Origin of the sequence: Parabacteroides johnsonii DSM 18315 (assembly GCF_025151045.1) — a bacterium.
Taxonomy (GTDB): Bacteria; Bacteroidota; Bacteroidia; order Bacteroidales; family Tannerellaceae; genus Parabacteroides; species Parabacteroides johnsonii.
Genome location: NZ_CP102285.1, coordinates 4,108,219 through 4,128,350, shown reverse-complemented (window position 1 = coordinate 4,128,350; position 20,132 = coordinate 4,108,219). Strand labels below are relative to the sequence as shown.

General features: G+C 46.1%; 17 protein-coding genes and 1 tRNA gene. 10 read left to right on the top strand and 8 right to left on the bottom strand.

All coding sequences use genetic code 11. The features are described from left to right. Positions 1–7 precede the first annotated feature (7 nt). Positions 8–1,204, bottom strand: a complete 1,197-nt coding sequence (locus NQ564_RS16875) for a DUF4272 domain-containing protein (protein WP_008147173.1) — start codon at positions 1,202–1,204, stop codon at positions 8–10. 149 nt (positions 1,205–1,353) lie between these two features. Between NQ564_RS16875 and NQ564_RS16870 the strand changes: the two genes are divergently transcribed. Both NQ564_RS16870 and NQ564_RS16865 read left to right on the top strand, forming a co-directional pair. After that, positions 1,354–2,181: a hypothetical protein gene (locus tag NQ564_RS16870; RefSeq protein ID WP_008147171.1), complete on the top strand. Its 828-nt coding sequence runs from the start codon at positions 1,354–1,356 to the stop codon at positions 2,179–2,181. A 100-nt stretch (positions 2,182–2,281) separates the two neighbouring features. After that, a complete protein-coding gene (locus NQ564_RS16865; RefSeq protein WP_008147169.1) occupies positions 2,282–3,493 on the top strand; it encodes a multidrug effflux MFS transporter in 1,212 nt (403 codons plus the stop codon). Positions 3,494–3,564: 71 nt separating this feature from the next. Here the strand turns inward: NQ564_RS16865 and NQ564_RS16860 are convergent. From NQ564_RS16860 to NQ564_RS16850, 3 genes are all read right to left on the bottom strand, one after another. Continuing rightward, a tRNA-Ile gene (locus tag NQ564_RS16860) sits at positions 3,565–3,638 on the bottom strand. Positions 3,639–3,910: 272 nt separating this feature from the next. Then, a protein-coding gene (prfB, locus tag NQ564_RS16855) for a peptide chain release factor 2 (protein WP_129650280.1) occupies positions 3,911–5,036 on the bottom strand; the annotation gives its coding sequence in 2 pieces (ribosomal slippage) (positions 3,911–4,972 and positions 4,974–5,036; 1,125 coding nt in all). Positions 5,037–5,279: 243 nt separating this feature from the next. Continuing rightward, a complete protein-coding gene (locus NQ564_RS16850) occupies positions 5,280–7,100 on the bottom strand; it encodes an AMP-dependent synthetase/ligase (RefSeq protein ID WP_008147163.1) in 1,821 nt (606 codons plus the stop codon). Positions 7,101–7,287: 187 nt separating this feature from the next. Here NQ564_RS16850 and NQ564_RS16845 point away from each other — a divergent pair, with 187 nt between their 5' ends. From NQ564_RS16845 to NQ564_RS16835, 3 genes are read left to right on the top strand one after another with little or no spacing between them, the layout of a single operon-like run. Beyond that, positions 7,288–7,614, top strand: a complete 327-nt coding sequence (locus NQ564_RS16845; RefSeq protein ID WP_005635619.1) for a PadR family transcriptional regulator — start codon at positions 7,288–7,290, stop codon at positions 7,612–7,614. Positions 7,615–7,626: 12 nt separating this feature from the next. Continuing rightward, positions 7,627–8,718: a PspC domain-containing protein gene (locus tag NQ564_RS16840; RefSeq protein ID WP_008147159.1), complete on the top strand. Its 1,092-nt coding sequence runs from the start codon at positions 7,627–7,629 to the stop codon at positions 8,716–8,718. A gap of 21 nt (positions 8,719–8,739) precedes the next feature. Beyond that, a complete protein-coding gene (locus NQ564_RS16835; RefSeq protein WP_259033984.1) occupies positions 8,740–8,865 on the top strand; it encodes a hypothetical protein in 126 nt (41 codons plus the stop codon). Positions 8,866–9,089: 224 nt separating this feature from the next. On the opposite strand, the gene NQ564_RS16830 is transcribed toward NQ564_RS16835, so the two are convergent. The 3 genes from NQ564_RS16830 to NQ564_RS16820 form a co-directional block, all read right to left on the bottom strand. Next, positions 9,090–9,485: an HIT family protein gene (locus NQ564_RS16830; RefSeq protein WP_008147158.1), complete on the bottom strand. Its 396-nt coding sequence runs from the start codon at positions 9,483–9,485 to the stop codon at positions 9,090–9,092. 12 nt (positions 9,486–9,497) lie between these two features. Then, positions 9,498–9,968 carry a transcription elongation factor GreA gene (greA, locus tag NQ564_RS16825; RefSeq protein WP_008147156.1) on the bottom strand — a complete coding sequence of 157 codons (471 nt, stop codon included), beginning with the start codon at positions 9,966–9,968 and terminating at the stop codon, positions 9,498–9,500. Positions 9,969–10,200: 232 nt separating this feature from the next. Next, positions 10,201–11,358 carry a TlpA disulfide reductase family protein gene (locus NQ564_RS16820; RefSeq protein WP_036608027.1) on the bottom strand — a complete coding sequence of 386 codons (1,158 nt, stop codon included), beginning with the start codon at positions 11,356–11,358 and terminating at the stop codon, positions 10,201–10,203. A 198-nt stretch (positions 11,359–11,556) separates the two neighbouring features. Between NQ564_RS16820 and pnp the strand changes: the two genes are divergently transcribed. Beyond that, complete coding sequence (gene pnp / locus NQ564_RS16815) at positions 11,557–13,788, top strand: polyribonucleotide nucleotidyltransferase (protein ID WP_008147149.1); 2,232 nt, start codon at positions 11,557–11,559, stop codon at positions 13,786–13,788. A 915-nt stretch (positions 13,789–14,703) separates the two neighbouring features. Here pnp and NQ564_RS16810 read toward each other — a convergent pair. Then, a complete protein-coding gene (locus tag NQ564_RS16810; RefSeq protein ID WP_008147141.1) occupies positions 14,704–16,344 on the bottom strand; it encodes a fumarate hydratase in 1,641 nt (546 codons plus the stop codon). A gap of 170 nt (positions 16,345–16,514) precedes the next feature. Here NQ564_RS16810 and NQ564_RS16805 point away from each other — a divergent pair, with 170 nt between their 5' ends. Genes NQ564_RS16805 through NQ564_RS16790 form a run of 4 tightly spaced genes read left to right on the top strand, consistent with a single transcriptional unit; the run spans position 16,515 to position 20,131 of the window. Continuing rightward, entirely contained in the window at positions 16,515–17,201 is a 687-nt protein-coding gene (locus NQ564_RS16805; RefSeq protein WP_008147139.1) for a response regulator transcription factor, read from the top strand. A gap of 12 nt (positions 17,202–17,213) precedes the next feature. Continuing rightward, on the top strand, positions 17,214–18,500 hold the full coding sequence (locus tag NQ564_RS16800; RefSeq protein ID WP_008147137.1) for a sensor histidine kinase: 1,287 nt from the start codon (positions 17,214–17,216) through the stop codon (positions 18,498–18,500). Positions 18,501–18,556: 56 nt separating this feature from the next. Next, on the top strand, positions 18,557–19,510 hold the full coding sequence (gene cbiB / locus NQ564_RS16795; RefSeq protein WP_036608030.1) for an adenosylcobinamide-phosphate synthase CbiB: 954 nt from the start codon (positions 18,557–18,559) through the stop codon (positions 19,508–19,510). Positions 19,511–19,525: 15 nt separating this feature from the next. After that, on the top strand, positions 19,526–20,131 hold the full coding sequence (locus tag NQ564_RS16790) for a S4 domain-containing protein (RefSeq protein ID WP_008147133.1): 606 nt from the start codon (positions 19,526–19,528) through the stop codon (positions 20,129–20,131). The last annotated feature ends 1 nt before the right edge of the window (position 20,132 follow it).

The following is a 20,132-nucleotide window of genomic DNA, read 5'->3' as shown; positions in this document are numbered from 1 at the left end:
TCATACATCATGTATTCGGCTGGATATCATCCCAGCCTGCACCGCCATTCGCTCCGATAATCCAGTTAAAGGCATAATGCCGTTCCATGACAACACCCCCGTTCAACGAAGCCGGAGCTTCTTTTCCATGAATTCGTGCTTCCACACAAGCCCAATCATACCGAAGTGTAATATCGGCAGCATCCAATATTTCGGACTGCGAACGGGGAAAACCTTTTGAAAGCAATTCAGAGCAGCCTTTATGTTGCCAGAAAATAGCAGCCAAGACTGGGACATCGATAATCTCGGACGGATAGGGCAAATCATCTACAATGCCTGCCGCCCAAAGCAAGACACCTGCACATTCGTAGCGCCATCCGAACTGAATGCACTCTTGTTCTTCCGGATCGGGATTATCGATATAAGCGGCTTCGGCCGGTGACAAGTAAGATTCTATCTTGTACAATTGTTCCATCTTTTTAAAATAGAACAGAGCTTCTTCCCGTCCCGAGCCTTCTGAGAGTATGACTTCCGAATAGACGGCTACGGCAAACAATGCGGCGGCTCGTTGCACTATCTCCTTCCGGCTTCTCAAACGGGCTTCGCTTTCCAATACTTCGCTACGCAAATATTCCATATAAGGAATATGCTTCTCTTCAAGCAACGCGATAGAACGCAAACGTCTTTCCACATCTGCCTGAGCTTCTTCCGGGCGGTTCCCGTCCAGAAAATCGGCATTCCCGACCGGGATAAACTCGGTCAACTGGCTTTCGCCTTTGGCAGAGAAGAGAAGTTTTCCTTCACTCGTAAAGATCTGCATGCTCGGATAGAGCAGAAAACCGTTCACGTCTCCGGCAATCTCAAACAAACGGTTCAGGATATAGTTCGTCCGGTCTTCATTGTCGTTCAGATCGAAAGTGATACCCGTCACACAGTTGAACACACGTATCTGACACAAGACATTTTCTTTCAGTTCAGCTAACGGCGTCTTCACCTGCGAAAAATAATTGGCCATACCGGATGTATGGGAAGCAATAAAATCCGGCTTGCTTCGCCGGTGCTTGATCGAGAAGATGACATGTGTTCCATCCGGTAAAGTCAGGTCGACCGTTTCATCTTCGCAAACTAACTCTTCGGCCATCTCTTTAAAACGTTCCTGAATTGCTTTCACGATACGGTTAGGATCTCCGATGACCGTATACAAAGTAACATTCGCTTTTTCCATTTTCTTACTTTTTTATATCCGAGCCACCGGATGGTTATAGCATTCTACAAAAATAGCAAATTATAAACATCCGCAAAGAAAATAGACAGGATGATGCAACCCTTTTTCCGCCCCATTCATCATATTAGAAACAAACACCAGATATTATTATGAACAAGTTACTTTCGACTATTTCATCCGCTATCTTGTTGATGGCCGGATTGTGTCTATCTTCCTGCAGTGATAATGACGACATCAAGCTGACAGGCATAGATGGGCGGCCCAGTGTCCTTCTTTCAAACGGGCAGGTTACCGCCTCATTCGCCTACTCCGGCAACCAGTTTGCCGGGATCCAATATCCGGACGGGCAAGCGGCTCACTTCAATTATGAAGACGGAGAATTTGTCAGCATATCCTACACGCCTCCTAAAGATGTAGCCGACGGGCATGCCTGGGTACATTTTGCCAAAACCGGAGACAAGACTTACAAGGTCAGTCACGGTGGTGAACCGTCGATGGACATAGATTATCGAGAAGAGGTGGCACTCGATGCAAACGGTTTACCCATCAAAGTTTCCTTCACCGGTATTTTCCAACAGGGGGCAAATGGAGAAAAACAGATCAAGGAAGGCGACCGATATGCCTTTCTGACTTTCGATCCTGCCACCCGGCAACTGCTCAGACAGGAAATATACGACAATGAATCCAACCTGCTAGTAAAATACACGTATGAATACGACAATGCCTCCGGCAGTATCAGCCATTTGGAATTTCCCATGTGGTTCTTAGGCTGGTGGTATTATAACCATGTCTACTCCTATGACTTTAAGAATGTTCAGTTCTTGAACCATCACCATAATATAACGAAGATCACATCCGAAAACAGCGAGGGGAACCGCTCCTCCGTTACTTACACATATAAATATAATAAAAACAATTTTCCCGTTTCCGTATTTTGTGACAAATGGGAAGATGAAGAAGTGGGAATCCGGTATTGAAAAGCTACCGATAATAACCAAAGAAACTGATATTTTAGACAATCGTACTTACCCGTTTGAATGTACCTTTGCATGTTTTATCAGATAAAAAAGAAAAAAGATGATTGACATACAAAGTAACAATGGGAACTCCAAACTTTTTCTCCTTACCCTGTTAGGGATGTTGACGGCATTCGGGCCGTTTGTCACCGATATGTATCTCCCCAGCCTGCCTTCAATGGGAGAATATTTCAGGACAACACCATCATTGGTACAATTGGGTTTGACAGCCAGTATGATCGGACTAGCGACAGGACAAATCTTTTTCGGACCGCTAAGTGACAAGTACGGGCGTCGTTCACCATTGTTGGCTGCCATGTATCTTTTTATTATTGCCACGATAGGCTGCATCTTTGCTCCCACTATCGAGATATTTGTAGTGCTGCGTTTGCTACAAGGGATTGCGGGTGCCGGCGGTATCGTAATCTCCCGTTCTGTCGCGACAGACATGTTCACCGGTAAGGAGTTGGCAAAGACACTTGCGATCATCGGGGCCATCAATGGAGTCGCTCCCGTAGCCGCCCCGATCATCGGAGGAGGATTGACGGAAGGGATCGGCTGGAAAGGGATCTTCTGGGTGTTACTGGCATTAGGAATCATCCTACTATTAGGATGCCGGCTATTCCGAGAATCGTTACCGAAAGAACGACGCAAGGCAACAAAATGGCGTAACGTATTTGCCAGTTTCGGCCGTGTATTGCGAAACCGGCGTTATGTGGCCTACGTCCTTCAATTCGGATTCGCACAAGGTGTGCTGTTTGCTTACATAGCTTCTTCTCCTTTCATTGTGCAGGAATATTACGGGTTTTCCGCTTTCGGGTTTAGCATCTGCTTCGCAGCCAATGCAGTTGCGATCGGGTTAGCCGCCGGCTTATCCGTCAGATTCCGCCAGCCGGAAAACAGTACATTCGCCAGCAGCATAGGTATGCTTATCCTTTCCGCTATCGTATGTATAGCCATGAACCTAAATTGTAATTTCTGGATATACGAGGGATTGCTGATTGCTCTACTTTTCATGATGGGCTTTTCTTTCACCTCAACCACCGCCTTGGCAATGGAATGCGAACGCGAACATGCCGGCACAGCTTCAGCTTTATTGGGTGCGGTCGGGTTCGGGTTTGGAGGATTGGTATCCCCTTTAGTCGGGCTAGGCGATACGATGGCCACAACGGGCATTGTCTTTATGGCATGCGCAGCTTGCTCTTTGGCCTGCATACTTTGGGTAAGGAGGAACAACGCATTCCGGGGAACGGATGGATCATACCGAAATTAATTTAGCAAACAATTCAGACAAAATAAAACCTCCAACCATCTATGTGTTAGATAATTGGAGGTTTATAAAAGTGGTCCCACTTGGGCTTGAACCAAGGACTCCCTGATTATGAGTCAGGTGCTCTAACCAACTGAGCTATAGGACCTGCTCAGAGTACTGCTCTGAAATCGGGTGCAATATTACGATTTATAATCGAGATATGCAAATGTTCACAGAAAAACTTCTCTTTTTAAGCCATCATCCATTGTAATGCATTTATCCTTTTTATTCCATTATAATCAGCATCCGGATCTTCGTCTAAAGTAAGGATATAATCACTCTTTGAAAGAAAGAGGAAGCATGGGGAAGACTCTTCAAGCAAGAGAAGAAAGCGGGGCGCAGCCAGTGTCTTCTGCACCATCTGCGTCCCATGAATACTTACTTTTCTGCAGTTTCTTCTGCCCCGAATTCCATCAGGTAAGCCTTGATGAAATCATCTATCTTGCCATCCATCACACCATTGACGTCGGAGGTCTGGTAGTTGGTACGATGGTCTTTCACACGACGGTCGTCGAACACGTAGCTACGGATCTGGGAACCCCATTCGATCTTTTTCTTTCCCGCTTCCACCTTTGCCTGTTCTTCCATACGATGTTGCAATTCCTTGTCGTACAAAATTGAACGCAATTGGCGCATCGCATTCTCCCGGTTCTTAGGCTGGTCGCGGGTTTCCGTATTCTCGATCAGGATTTCTTCTTCTTCGCCCGTGTAAGGATCTTTAAACTGATAGCGCAGACGCACTCCGGACTCCACCTTGTTCACGTTCTGCCCACCGGCACCTCCCGAACGGAAAGTATCCCAAGAGATAGCCGCCTGATCGATCTTCACCTCGATCGTATCGTCGACCAGCGGGGTGACAAAGACAGAAGCAAATGAAGTCATTCGTTTACCTTGCGCGTTATAAGGAGACACACGTACCAGACGATGCACGCCGTTTTCGCCCTTCAAATATCCGTAAGCATAGTCGCCTTCGATGTTGAGAGTCGCTGTTTTGATACCAGCCTCATCCCCTTCCTGGTAGTTGGCTACGGAAATCTTATATCCGTTCGCCTCCGCCCAGCGCGTATACATACGGAGCAGCATGGAAGCCCAGTCCTGGCTTTCCGTACCGCCGGCACCGGAGTTGATCTTCAGCACACAACTCATCTGGTCGGCTTCCTGGCGCAACATATTGCGGAACTCCAGGCTTTCCACCAACTGGATGGCATTGCCATAAGCCTCGTCAACTTCTTCTTCGCTGACAATCCCTTCTTTTACATAATCATAAGCCAACTGCAATTCTTCCGCTGCAGCATGAACCTCGTTGTAAAGTTCGATCCACTTTTTCAGTTCTTTTACTTTCTTCATCTGGACTTCCGCCCGTTTGGCATCTTCCCAGAAACCGGGATCATGAGTGCGTAACTCTTCCTCTTCTAACTGGATGGTTTTACCATCTATGTCAAAGATACCCCCTCAGCGCTTGCTCGCGCTCCAACACATTGTGTAGTTGGTCTGATGTGATCATAAAAATTCTTGTTTTTAAATTTGTCCGGCAAAGATACTCAATTTTCCTGACTATCAAAATGTCACTACTACCCCATATAAATCGGATTACTACCCCATATATTCAGAATTAGTAGCAAGGGTAATATTTTTTAACATTTCTATTTGTACATAAGACACCTCTTTTTTCTACCGAAATGACAAAAGCCCGACGGGGAGTTTATTTCCGTCGGGCTTTTGTCATCGGTGCGTTTATCAAGGACGATCAGGAAAGGTTTGAAGCTTCTTCGTACATCTTCTCGATCGAATCCGCGTATTTCTTCAAAATAACTGAACGGCGGAGCTTGAGCGTATCCGTCAGTTCAGACCCCATCGTAAAGGGTTCGGACAACAAGGTGAAACGCTTGATCTTCTCATAAGAAGCCAGGTTCTTCTGATTTTCCTCGATATGTGTCTCGATCAGGCGAAGGACTTCCTTATTCCGAACAAGCTCTTCCCGGCTACCAACAGCCAGCCCCTTTTCTTCGGCATACTTTTCCAATAACGAATAAACGGGAACAATCAACGCACTGACAAACTTACGCTGGTCGCCGATAACGGCAATCTGTTCGATATACTGATCACCGCTCATAACCATTTCAATTGCCTGTGGGGCGATATATTTACCATTCGATGTTTTATACAAATCCTTGATACGTTCGGTGAAGAACAACGTGTTTCCTTCCATCCTTCCGGCATCTCCCGTACGGAAATAACCGTCTTCCGTAAACGCCTTTTCATTTTCAGCCGGTTTATTATAGTAGCCGGACATCACAGTCTTGCCTTTTACCAGGATTTCGCTATTCTCCGGATCGATTCGCACCTGTACATCCGGCATGACATCGCCGATCGAGCCGAACTGGAATCCGATTTCAGGATAGAAACAGACGGTTGCCGTCGTCTCGCTCAAACCGTAGCCATACACAATCGGAATATTGACAGACTGCAAAAATTCATTGACTGTATCCGAAAGCGGCGCACCGGCCACCGGGAAAAAACGGCCGCGTTCGATCCCTAACACCCGTTTCAACAAATTGAAAACGGTCTTATTATACATTTCGAACTTCAGCTTCAACCCACAAGGAGCCGAGATGCCCTTATTTTTATATTCCAGGTTATACTTGCGCCCGGTCTCGATAGCATCCAAAAAGATTCTCTTCATGGTGGGAGACGACGAGTTGATCTTTTCATGCACGCCGGCATATACCTTCTCCCAAAAACGGGGAACGTTGCACATCAACGTAGGATGCACCTCCGGCAATGTCTTCTGAATCATTTTAGGATCTTGGTTGATCGCAATCGTCACTCCCTTATGCAAACAATAGTAAGACCACGCTTTTTCAAAAATATGAGTCAGCGGCAGAAAACACATGGAAAGATCCTTATCCGTTACCATCGGAAGGCGGATATCATGGATACGCATAGCTTCCAGATAATTGGAATGATGGAGCATGACCCCTTTGGACTCGCCGGTCGTCCCGGAAGTATATATTATGGTGGCCAAGTCTTCCGGCACCGCTTCGTTCATACGGATCTTCACCGTTGTCTCGGCATGCGCATTATCGCCCAGCCGCAGGAAATCGTCAAAATAAATCGAGGTCTTGTCTTCCGGGTTCAACTTGACAGCCTGATCAAACACAACCAGGCGCTTCAGGTATTGGGATTCTTTCTGCACCTTGAATGCATTATTATACTGCAACTGCTCGCCAACAAACAATGTATGTATATGAGCATCATTGATTATATACTCGATCTGCCCCGGAGAATTCGTCGCGTACATCGGAATAGAGACCACACGATTCGCATATGCCCCGAAATCCGTATAAAAACATTGCGGCATATTCTGTGAATAAACCCCGATATTCTCCTGTACTCCTATCCCGAATTCGGCCATTGCCTTAGCCGTAAGCATAACTTTTTCAGAGAATTCCTTCCAAGATATTTTTAACCATTTCCCAGTTGCATTATCACGATATTTCAATGCAGTGCGGGAACCATATTTTTCTGCCTGTCGATGAACCAACTCGGCATAATGGTAGTAAATCATAATTCTTTGTTTTGAATTGCTCCTGCAAAAGTACTGTTTTCTATTCTATTTGTCATGAGATTAGCCTCTTTTTTACACAAAAACGCCGGATTTGTGCAATATTAATGTTAAATTAGGATAAACATAGTAGTATGTATTGCATAGTACATAGGCAATACATATATTTGTAGCGTAAAACAAAATAAAAATGAATGCAGAGAACGTAAAATCACAAATGAGAAAGGGAACATTGGAATATTGCATTCTATTGCTTCTCAAAAAAGAGCCGGCGTATACCTCTGACATTATCCAGAAGTTACAGGAAGCTAAATTGATTGTTGTGGAAGGTACCCTATATCCTCTGTTGACAAGATTAAAGAATAGTGAACTATTAAGTTACCAGTGGATAGAATCTACTCAAGGACCGCCTCGCAAGTATTACCAACTTACCCCGAAAGGAGAAGAATTCCTCGGTGAACTGGAAACATCCTGGCAGGAGCTGAACGATACAATCAACCACATCAGAAACAATTAAAATCAGAAAACAATGAAGAAGACACTGACAGTTAATTTGGGAGGAACGGTTTTCCACATTGACGAAGATGCATACCAACTGCTCGATAAATATCTGGCAAACCTCCGCATCCACTTCCGCAAGGAAGAAGGTTCGGAAGAGATTATGAACGATTTTGAAATGCGTATCTCCGAACTGTTCAATGAGCGGGTTCGATTGGGGCATGAAGTGATCACGATCGAACATGTCGAAGAGGTAATCAAACGCATGGGCAAGCCGGAAGAATTGTTCGAAGGTGAAGAAGAAAAAGAATACAAGGAAGAAGCCAAGGCACAAGCTTTCCAGGAAGAGGAGATCCCCAGAGGCCCGAAAAAGCTGATGCGCGATCCGGATAACCGGGTATTGGGAGGTGTAGCCGGTGGTATCGCCGCTTATACGGGATGGGACGTGACGGCTGTGCGCCTTGCCATGATCATCCTGCTTTTCATTCCCTATGCACCGATCATTATCCTATACCTTATATTATGGCTGGTAATGCCATTGGCACGGACCGCAGCCGACAAGCTGATGATGCGCGGGCAAAGTGTCACCCTCGAAAACATAGGCAAAACGGTTACAGATGGTTTCGAAAAGGTTAGCAATAATGTAAATGATTATATGAGTTCCGACAAGCCGAGAAGCTTTCTGCAAAAACTGGCAGATTTGTTTGTCGGAGTGGTAGGTTTCATCCTCAAATTCCTGGCCATACTGATCGGGATCATCCTGCTACCGCCATTACTGCTTGCCGCTTTCATTTTGGTTGTCGTCACCTTTGCTCTTATTGTCGGAGGTACAGGTTTCCTATATCAATTGTCACCGTTCGGGGCCGACCTGATATCAGGAACGCCTATTTCGCTGACCATCATGGGATGCATCGATTTCATTTTATTAATCGGCATTCCGATCTTTGCCCTCGTATATGCAATCTGCATGCAACTGTTCAAAGCAAAGCCATTGCCTGACACTGCAAAATGGACGTTGCTGATCTTATGGTTTGTATCCGTAATATTATGTTTCTTCTATGTCTATCAGACCGGAATAAACGGATGGAGCACATTTCCCTGGAGCAATTTCTTCAACATATAGTCTATAATAAACAACAGAATCATGAAAAGATCATATTCATTTATACTGGTATTCACACTCATGGCAGGGCTTTTATGCTCCTGCCATACAAACAAGGTTTTCGGGGACGGCAATGTCGGGAGCGGTTCCATAACCAAAGTCGATTAAGAAAATCCCCAATTAAATTGCATATTACAATGATTGTGTGTTTAAAAAAGAAGGCCGTCCTTTCACAAGGAGGGCCTTTCTTCTAAGGTTAACAAATTTATGAGTAAAAACCACTAATGAATCTTTATAAAAAAACCGCTTCCTTCCTCTCAATATTATCATACAGAGGAAGAAGCGGTCACAAATATACATAAAGTTTTTATACCAAAAAGACTTTACCTCATTTATTTAAAGGCATTTCTTATCTGTGCAGCAGTGTCTGCGAGCACGTCCTGAGTAACCTCCATTTTCTTTCCACCAAAATACATATCCGACTCCTTCTGAATCGGAATTAAATGAATATGCGCATGAGGAACTTCCAGTCCCATCACGGCCAAACCGACCCGCCTACAAGGAATAACAGCTTCCTGTGCACGGGCCACCCGTTTGGCAAATGCCATCATACGTCCGAGCATAGGATCTTCTATGTCGAAAATATAATCGATCTCTTTTTTCGGAATCACCAGCGTATGGCCGGCCGCAACCGGATTGATGTCCAGAAAAGCGAAAAACTCTTCGTCTTCCGCTACTTTATGGCAAGGGATCTCACCCGCCACAATTCGACTGAATATAGATGCCATAATGTTATATTATTAAATCGATATATCCATAATTTCAAAACTCATCATACCGGATGGGACTTTAATTTCCACAATGTCGCCTACCTTTTTCCCCATCAGCCCCTGCGCAATCGGAGTGCTGACTGCAATCTTACCTTCTTTCAGGTTTGCTTCCGAGTCAGAGACCAAAGTATACGTCATGACTGCATTGTTCTTTGTGTTCTTGATCTTCACTTTGTTCAGGATCTGAACTTCGTCTGTTTGGACACGGGATTCGTCTATCAGGCGGGCGTTAGAGATCAAGCCCTTCAACTGGGCAAGCTTTGCTTCCATTATACCCTGTGCTTCCTTTGCTGCGTCATATTCAGCATTCTCAGACAAATCGCCTTTGTCACGGGCCTCTGCAATCTGGGCAGATATTTCCGGACGTTTCACGGTTTCCAGATAATTGATTTCAGCTAAAATCTTATCATAACCATCTTTCGTCATATAGCTCACTGCCATACTAAATCCTCCTATTTATTTAAAATGTTATTATTGATTACTGCACAATAAAAAAAGAATCCCGACCAACTGCTTGGCCGGAACTCCTCTTTCTCTGTATTTTAGACTTTGCAAAGATAAACGATCTTTTTAAGAACGCAAATCCTTTCGAAGTGTTTTACAACATGTTATGATTTATGAATTATGATTTATGATTTCATCAACGTATAAATTATAATTCATAAATCATAAATCAAAGTACTGCTTTTACGTCTGTTTCCAGTTTCTTCACGTCTTCAACACGCTTAACCAGGTTTCCTTTACGGTCGAGGATGAAAAGGGCGGGCAATTGTTTTACATTGTACAAACCTGCCACCTGCGAATAAACAGACTGCGGGTCGCGGACAGTTACCCACGGTAAATTGGACGCTCCGTTTCTCCAGAAATGAAAATCGCTATCCAACGACACCTGATAAATCTCAAGTCCCTGATCATGGTATTTTGTATACAATTCACCCAATGCCATATTCAAAGCCGGCGACCATTCCGTCTGATAAGCCGTAAAGTTGATCAAAACGACCTTTCCGGGAGCAACCGTAGAGAGTTTTACCACTTCGCCCCGGACATCCGGCAATTCGATATCAAGGAATGAAATTTCCTTTGTCTCCACATTGCTATAGTCAACAGGACGTTGAGCACGCAAGACCTTCATGGATTGCAGTGTCAGATTGTAGAGATGTTTCGAACGCGGGCTTTCCGGATAAGCGTGATCGTAGCTGGTTGCAACAGCTCCGTATGCCTTGACATCCTTCCGATCATACAAATCAAAGAATAACAAGCCATCGATCTGCTGGAACAAAGCAAAATAGGCTGCCGTGGACATCGGTGCCGAATAAATATATTTCCGGGCGACTTCTTTATAGGCGTCGGCAGCAGCCAAAACCTTCGTGCGATAGGTCGTATCTGAGATCATCTTATCTTCATACTCCTTCCGCAAGCGGCTGATAGCCTGGTTTGCATCCAGTTGTGCCAAAGTGATCGCCTTTATCGCCTTTGAATTTTCAGAACCTTCCACAGAATAGGAAGTCGCGAAAGTACCGGCATCAGCGACGAAGGAAATGGTTTCGGTCGAATCGACTGCGAAATTGATCAACTGGTTATTCAGACGCAGACGATAAAAGTCCGGATACTCAGGACGCTTCTCCGTAAACTTGAACTTCCCGCCGGGAGCCAGCTTGATGGAATCGAGTGTCACCACATTCGAGATTCCGACATTTTCTAAATACATAAGCTGACCGTCAGCTCCCGCCACGACTCCCTTCACCGTGAAATCCGAGGAGTTGTTACAAGCTGAAAATAAGAACATGCACAGTCCTAAAACAGTCAACAGTCGTGTGGATATTTGTTTCATCATATCTTTACTTCTTGTTTTAATCCGCTGCAAATATACATTAATTTACAATTGTGGCACTATTATTCGCTAAATCTTCCCGCTATTTTTATAAAAAAGAGCTTTTCTCATGTTTTTTATTTTCATTTTCACACGTTTACAGACAAACTTTCATTACATTTGCACCAATTTTACAGATAGAAAAATAAGAAAAAGATTATGCTTAATCCAATTAACAAGACGATCGAATTGGCTGATGGAAGAACCATCACCATCGAAACCGGGAAATTGGCAAAACAGGCGGACGGTGCAGTTACCGTGCGTATGGGCAACACTGTGTTGCTGGCTACTGTTTGCGCCGCTAAAGATGCAAACCCGGGTGTTGACTTCATGCCGTTACAAGTAGAGTACAAAGAAAAATTCTCGGCATTTGGCCGTTTTCCGGGAGGTTTTACAAAAAGAGAAGGTAAAGCTTCCGACTACGAAATTCTGACTTCCCGTTTGGTTGACCGCGCTCTCCGCCCTCTTTTCCCGGATAATTACCATGCTGAAGTATATGTAAATGTCATATTATTCTCCGCAGACGGTGAAGATATGCCGGACGCACTGGCCGGACTGGCGGCTTCCGCCGCATTGGCCGTATCGGATATTCCTTTCAACGGGCCAATCTCCGAATGCCGTGTCGCACGCATCGATGGCAAGTATGTAGTCAACCCCACGTTCTCTGAATTGGAAAAAGCAGATATTGATATTATGGTGGGTGCTACGCTTGACAACATCATGATGGTGGAAGGCGAAATGGACGAAGTTCAGGAATCGGAAATGCTGGAAGCGATCAAAGTCGCACATGAAGCGATCAAAATACAGTGCCAGGCACAGCTTGAACTGTCCGAAGCTTGCGGCAAACTGGTTAAACGCGAATACTGCCACGAAGTTAATGACGACGAACTGCGTAAAGATGTACACGAAAAATGCTACGCAAAGGCTTATGCCGTTGCAACATCCGGCACTGACAAGCATCAGCGTGCCGAAGCATTCGAAGCTGTTGTCGAAGAGTATAAAGCTCAATTCTCTGAAGAAGAATTGACAGACGAGAAGGTTGAAATGATCGGCCGCTACTACCACGATGTAGAAAAAGAAGCAATGCGCCGCGCTATCTTGGACGAAGGAAAGCGTCTGGATGGCCGTAAGACTACTGAAATCCGTCCGATCTGGATCGAAACAGATTGTCTGCCCGGTCCTCACGGTTCTGCAATCTTCACACGTGGTGAAACACAGTCGCTTTCGACTGTCACCTTAGGTACAAAAGCCGATGAAAAGATGATCGACGATGTACTGAACCACGGAAAAGAACGTTTCCTATTACATTATAACTTCCCTCCGTTCTCTACAGGCGAAGCAAAAGCTTCCCGCGGTGTAGGACGTCGTGAAATCGGTCACGGGAACCTGGCTCACCGCGCATTGAAACGGATGATCCCGACAGACTATCCTTACGTGGTTCGCGTGATCTCCGATATCTTAGAGTCTAACGGTTCTTCTTCAATGGCAACCGTATGTGCCGGCACGCTGGCATTGAGAGACGCGGGTGTTCCGATGAAGAAGCCGGTATCCGGTATCGCAATGGGTCTGATCTCCGAAAACAAAGGTCAGAACTACGCTATCCTGTCCGATATCTTAGGAGATGAAGACCACTTAGGCGACATGGACTTCAAGGTGACAGGAACAAAAGACGGTATCACTGCCACCCAGATGGATATCAAGGTAGACGGTCTGTCATACGAAATTCTTGAAAACGCATTGGCACAGGCAAAAGAAGGCCGTATGCACATCCTGGGCAAGATCATGGAAGCCCAGCCGGAAGTTCGTTCGGATCTGAAGCCTCACGCTCCGAGAATCGAAACGATGACGATCGGTAAAGAATTTATCGGTGCGGTAATCGGTCCGGGCGGTAAGATCATCCAGGGTATTCAGGAAAAGACGGGTGCCATTATTACTATTGAAGAAGAAGACGGAGTGGGTAAAATCGAAATCTCCGGAACAAACAAAGCAACAATCGATGCGGCTATCCGCTCCATCAAAGCTATCGTTGCTGTTCCCGAAATCGGCGAAATCTACGAAGGAAAGATTTCTTCTATCATGCCTTACGGTGCATTCGTTGAATTCATGCCGGGCAAAGACGGTTTGCTCCACATTTCCGAAATCGACTGGAAACGTCTGGAAACAGTTGAACAGGCAGGTTTGAAAGAAGGTGATACTATCAGCGTCAAGTTGGTAGACATCGACGCTAAGACGGGTAAATTCAAATTATCTCACAAAGTGTTGCTGCCGAAACCGGAAGGTTATGAGGAACGTCCGCCGAGACCCGAACGCGGTCCGAGACCGGAACGTGGAGACCGTGGTCCCCGTCAGGATCGTGGCGACCGTGGTCCTCGCCGCGAACGTCAGGATTAAGAATCAGTAAAATACATTACGTGTATAATTCCAAACAGCTCCCGCCCCATATTTTGGGGGACGGGAGCTGTTTTTTACATGCAACTTTCTTTTCAACCTTCACCTTTTATTTGTATACCATATATTTCAAGCAATCCCTAGGTGAAGACACTATCCTTTTCCGCCTTCACCCAGGGATTTCAGTTTCACCTCGTTTTTCGTTGCCACCTATTCATACAGACAGAAAAACACAAGGTGAAGGCAAACTACAAGGGTGAAGGCAAAAACTGCTTGCCTTCACCCTTTATAAGCATTGAAAAACAAAGTACAGATTAAAGAGGTGAATGAAATAACAATAACTGTCCGCAACATTTAATCAAAATGACCTATAACTTATCCGGAAAAAGGATATAGGCTGCAAACAAAAAGGGTATAGCCTATTTCAAACAAACCTACATCCTTTTGGGAAATGACAAGCATCGCTTCCGGGAAAACTACCAACGGGTTTTGGACTGTAAAGCTATGCATTAAACATCGTAACTTTTGTTTCAAACTTTTTCCGGCTGAAACAGCTATTCTTCGGGAGAGCCATCTTATAGCTTCTATCTTTACGGTTGAAATCAACAAAATTTTCACTTCCGTCCGGATTAGCTACATAAAAGTTCCCTTATCCCCAAATGGTATGATAACCCCCTTTTTCCAGCCTTCCAAATAAATACGTTCGACCACCTTACTGACTTCCACATTTATCCTCACTGTTTTCCCATTGGAAAGAACCATTTTTCTATTTATGTATATTCACACATAACTATCAATGATTTACTACAAAAGCACATATTCAATTGGAAAAATCAAATAAAAAATATCGACCTTCAACAAAAAAGAGGGAATGAATCTCTCCACTCCCTCCCTTTTTATATGAACGTAAAACACGCCTTACTTACTGCAAGTACAACGCGGTTTGATCTGTTTGAAGAAATCGTTACCCTTGTTGTCTACCAGGATGAATGCAGGGAAGTCTTCTACTTCGATCTTCCAGATCGCTTCCATGCCCAATTCGGGATATTCCACACATTCGATGCTCTTGATATTATTCTGGGCCAGGATAGCAGCCGGGCCACCGATACTACCTAAATAGAAACCGCCATACTTCTGGCAAGCATCCGTCACCTGCTGGCTACGATTACCTTTCGCCAACATGACCATGCTGCCACCATGGCTCTGGAACAGGCCAACATACGAGTCCATACGGCCGGCAGTCGTCGGGCCCATAGAACCACAAGCCATACCGGTCGGAGTCTTGGCCGGACCGGCATAATAGATAGGATGATCCTTGATATACTGAGGCAGGTCTTCACCGCGATCCAGGCGTTCTTTCAGTTTGGCATGAGCAATGTCTCGACCTACGATGATTGTGCCATTCAGAGACAGACGGGTAGCTACCGGATATTTATCCAGTTCTTTCAGGATCTCTGCCATCGGCTGGTTCAGGTTGATCTTGACAGCATCGCCTTCACCTGCTTCGCGCAGTTCAGCCGGGATCAGTTCGCCCGGATGGCTGTCCAACTTCTCAATCCAAATACCGTCTTTGTTGATCTTACATTTCACGTTACGGTCAGCCGAGCAACTGACACCCAAACCGACCGGGCAAGAAGCCCCGTGGCGCGGCAGACGGATGATACGGATATCATGTGCCAGATACTTGCCACCGAACTGTGCGCCCAAACCGATATTATGCACTTCGGCCAACACTTCTTTTTCCAGTTCGACGTCCCGGAAAGCGCGACCATACTCGTTACCGGTCGTAGGCAATTCGTCATAATAATGTGTAGAAGCCAACTTCACCGTCAGCAAGTTCTTTTCAGCAGAAGTACCGCCGATCACCACTGCAATATGATAAGGAGGACAAGCAGCCGTACCTAATGTCTTGATCTTTTCGATGATGAATGGGACCAAAGTTCCCGGGTTCAGGATCGCCTTTGTTTCCTGATACAGGTAAGTCTTGTTAGCAGAACCACCTCCCTTTGTCACACACAGGAACTTATACTCCATGCCTTCTGTAGCTTCGATGTCGATCTGGGCCGGCAGGTTGCACTTGGTGTTCACTTCGTCATACATATTCAGGGGAGCGTTCTGCGAATAGCGCAGGTTTTCTTCCGTGTAGGTTTTATAAACACCCAACGAAAGCGCTTCTTCGTCGCAGTAGCCGGTCCATACCTGCTGTCCCTTTTCGCCATGGATGATAGCCGTTCCGGTATCTTGACAGAAAGGAAGTACACCTTTAGCAGCAACTTCTGCATTACGCAGGAAAGTCAACGCCACATATTTATCGTTATCACTTGCTTCCGGATCGCTCAGGATCTTAGCCACCTGCTCGTTGTGCGAGCGGCGAAGCATAAAGGATACATCACGGAAAGCGGCATTGGCCATTGCCGTAAGACCTTCTTTCGCTACTTTCAGAACCGGAGTTCCTTCGAACTCGGAAACCGAAACATAATCTTTTGTAAGCAGATAATACTCTGTTGTATCCGGGCCCAATGGGAACGGAGCCTGATACTTGAAAGGAGTTGTTGCCATAGCGTTTGTATTTTAATTTATAATATTGGTTTTAAAATCATATCCTTGAACGGACTGGCAAACTTAATTAAAAATCATGAGATTCGACAGTTGTTTGCCTTTTTAAAATGATCATTTCAAGTTTATTTTAAATTCGCTTTGTATCTTTGGATACAGATAAGGCGATATTTATGAAGATATTAATAGTTGAAGACGAACCTTCGCTCAGAGAACTGATGCAGAAAACATTGGCAAAAGAGCGATATGTAGTGGAAACAGCGGACACTTTCTACGAAGCGAGCCTGAAAATAGCGGACTACAGCTATGACTGTATCCTGCTCGACATCATGTTACCGGACGGGAACGGCTTGAAGCTGTTGGAAATGCTCAAGGAGCAGCAGAAGCGGGAAAGCATCATCATCATCTCTGCCCGCGACTCCATCGAGGACAAGGTCCTGGGACTGGAACAGGGAGCGGACGACTATCTTCCGAAACCCTTCCATCTGGCCGAGCTCAACGCCCGGATCAAAAGCGTACTGAGACGACAGCGTGGAGACGGTTCGCGTTCCCTCCAGCTGGGAAACCTGCGGATCGAACCGGACAGTTTCCGGGTATTCGTTGGCGACAAGGAGCTGGAACTTCTCAAGAAAGAATATGACATCCTGTTCTATTTTGCCAACCGCCCGAACCATATCATCGACAAGGCCGTACTGGCCGAGGCGGTCTGGGGCGACCATGTCGACCAGGCGGACAGTTTCCATTTCGTCTACGCACAGGTCAAGAACCTGCGACAGCAGCTAAAGAAAGCAGGTGCGACAATCGAGATCCGCTCCATCTACGGCTTCGGATATAAATTAGTCATCAACGAAGAAGAATAAGGCACGGCAGACATGAAACTGATTTACCGCATATTGATCCGCCTGTCTCTGGCGCTGCTGATCGTCCTGACAGTATGGACAGTTTTCTTCTACTTCACCATGATCGACGAAATCAACGACGAAGTAGACGATGCGCTGGAAGACTACTCCGAGACGATCATCATCCGATCGCTTGCCGGCAAAGAGCTTCCTTCAAAAAACGACGGGACCAACAATAGCTATTCCATCCGTCCCATCACTCGGGAAGAGGCCGGACAATACCCAGCGATCGAATACTACGATGCCGACATCTATATAAAGGAAAAGGAAGAAACCGAACCGGCACGCGTGCTGCGAACCATTTTCGCCGACAAAGACGACAATTATTTCCTGTTAGAAGTCTCGACTCCCTCTTTTGAAAAAGAAGACTTACGGGAAGCCGTCGCCAACTGGATTCTCTTTCTTTATATCGTCTTGCTGGTTACCCTGCTTACAGTCAGCATCTGGGTGTTCTACCGGAGCCTGCGCCCGCTATACGCGCTACTGCACTGGCTGGACAGTTATTTGCCGGGCAAGCAGCACGAACCTGTTCCCAACGACACCCATATCCCGGAATTCCGCAGACTGAACGAAGCTGCCGCCCAGGCCGTCGAACGTTCGGAACAGCTATTCAAACAGCAGAAGCAATTCATCGGCAATGCATCGCACGAACTCCAGACACCGCTCGCCGTTTGTAACAACCGCATCGAATGGCTGCTCGACAATACGGAACTGACGGAGGAGCAAATGGAAGAACTGTTCAAAACCAAGCATACACTGAACTACATCGTCCGGCTGAATAAATCCCTGCTGTTCCTCTCCCGGATCGACAACGGGCAATTCACCGACAGCCGTCCGGTCGAAATCAACAGCATTGTCAAACGGCTGTTGGATGATTACAAAGAGATATTCAGCCACTACGAAGCACAGATCTCACTGGAGGAACAGGGCCGGCTGACGATAACGATGAACGAGACACTGGCGGAAGCACTCGTCTCCAACCTTCTGAAAAACGCTTTTATCCATAACAAGGAAAAAGGGCACGTCCGTGTCACGATCCAAACCAACTCGCTGACTCTTGCCAACACGGGACAAACCGAACCACTCGACAGCGAACATATCTTCGAACGTTTCTACCAGGGGAGCAAGAAAAAGGAATCGACCGGGCTAGGCCTCGCCATAGCCGAAGCGATCTGCCGCCAATACGGGCTGCACATTTCCTACCGGTATCAGAACAAAGAACATATTTTCCGCCTCCAATTTTACCTCGGTAAATCATGAGGAATATAGGCGATGGATTCCATAACTGGAATTATATTTTTACCTTTGCCACCAATATGTATTATTGGTTTCAGCAATCGTTTTATATGGCAAAAGCCCTCCCGTTTATCGGTGGATGGCTGGCAGACCGTCTGTTGGGCGATCCTGAAGGATGGCCACATCCGGTTGTGGGCTTCGGCAAAGTGATTTCCTTAGGAGAAAAGACACTGAACAAAGGGAATGATCGAGCTGTCAAAGGAGGTGTCATGGCGCTCGTACTGGTTGCCGGTACTTATTTGCTTTGCGAACGGATACTGGCACTTGCCGGGTACTTTTACCCGCTGTTCGCTTCGATTTTAGTCGGGATAGGTGTCTTTTACTGCCTGGCAGGAAAAACGCTAATCAAAGAAGTGAAAGCCGTTTTCGAAGCAGTAGACCGCAGCACGGAAGAAGGACGCAGACAGGTCGGGCGGATCGTAGGCCGCGACACATCCCGCCTCTCCCCACAAGAGATACGGGCCGCTGCCCTCGAAACGCTCGCAGAAAACCTGAGCGACGGTGTGATAGCTCCTATGTTTTGGTTTGCCCTGCTCGGGCTCCCCGGCATGATAGCCTACAAGATGGTAAACACGCTCGATTCGATGATCGGCTACAAAAATGAACGCTATTTAGAATTCGGACAGATTGCTGCAAGGCTCGACGATCTTGCCAATTATATTCCTGCCCGGTTGACTGCATGGCTGATGCTGGCTGTCTCCGGCAATTTAAACAAAATGGACTTCGTCAAGCGTTTCGGTCCGGCTCATGCCAGCCCGAATTCAGGCTATCCGGAATCTGCCCTTGCCGCTATCTTAAATTGCCGATTCGGGGGAACCCACGACTATTTCGGGAAACCGGTGGAAAAGCCTTACATCGGGACTAACGAACGGGCTTTCACAACAGAAGACATGTTGATTGCCATCAAAATAAACAACAATGCCGAACTTGCCATGGGGCTTATTGTTTGTTTAATATCAATAATTATCCACTAAATAAATACGTATAGAATGGAAGTAAGATTAAATAAACTCATCAGTGATTCCGGCCTTTGTTCACGCAGGGAAGCGGACAAATTCATCGAAGAAGGGCGTGTCACCGTAAACGGCAGCCTGCCTCAAGTCGGGCAGAAAGTGACGGAAGGCGATATTGTCATGCTAGATGATATACAAGTTAAAATCGGAAAGCATACAGGCAAACAAACTTCTTCCGCACGGATCAATATTCAAAAGCTGGAACTTGCCGGACAGGAAAAAAAGGCGAAGAAGACAAAGCCCTTGCCTACGACGGCATCCGAAAAGAAGGTGGCTTCCCCGGCAACCGGCTCAAAAGGCCTGCGCCCCGGCAAATATGTAAAATACAATAAATATGCAGCGGCCCGTCATGCTGCACGCAATGGAGAAAGCACAAAAAAAGAGACAAAGACGACCGGCATCGACAAAGAGATGCTAAAAGAAGCGCTGCGCCCCAAATTCGGCAAATCATTAGGACGGTCGGCCGTTGCACAACGCCTGGCTTCTTCCCCGAAATCAGCAGCGTTACGCAAGACAAGCAAGAACAACCCGCTCAACAAGGCAAAGCGTGCTGCTGCCCGCAATAAACCGAAAGGAGAATAAG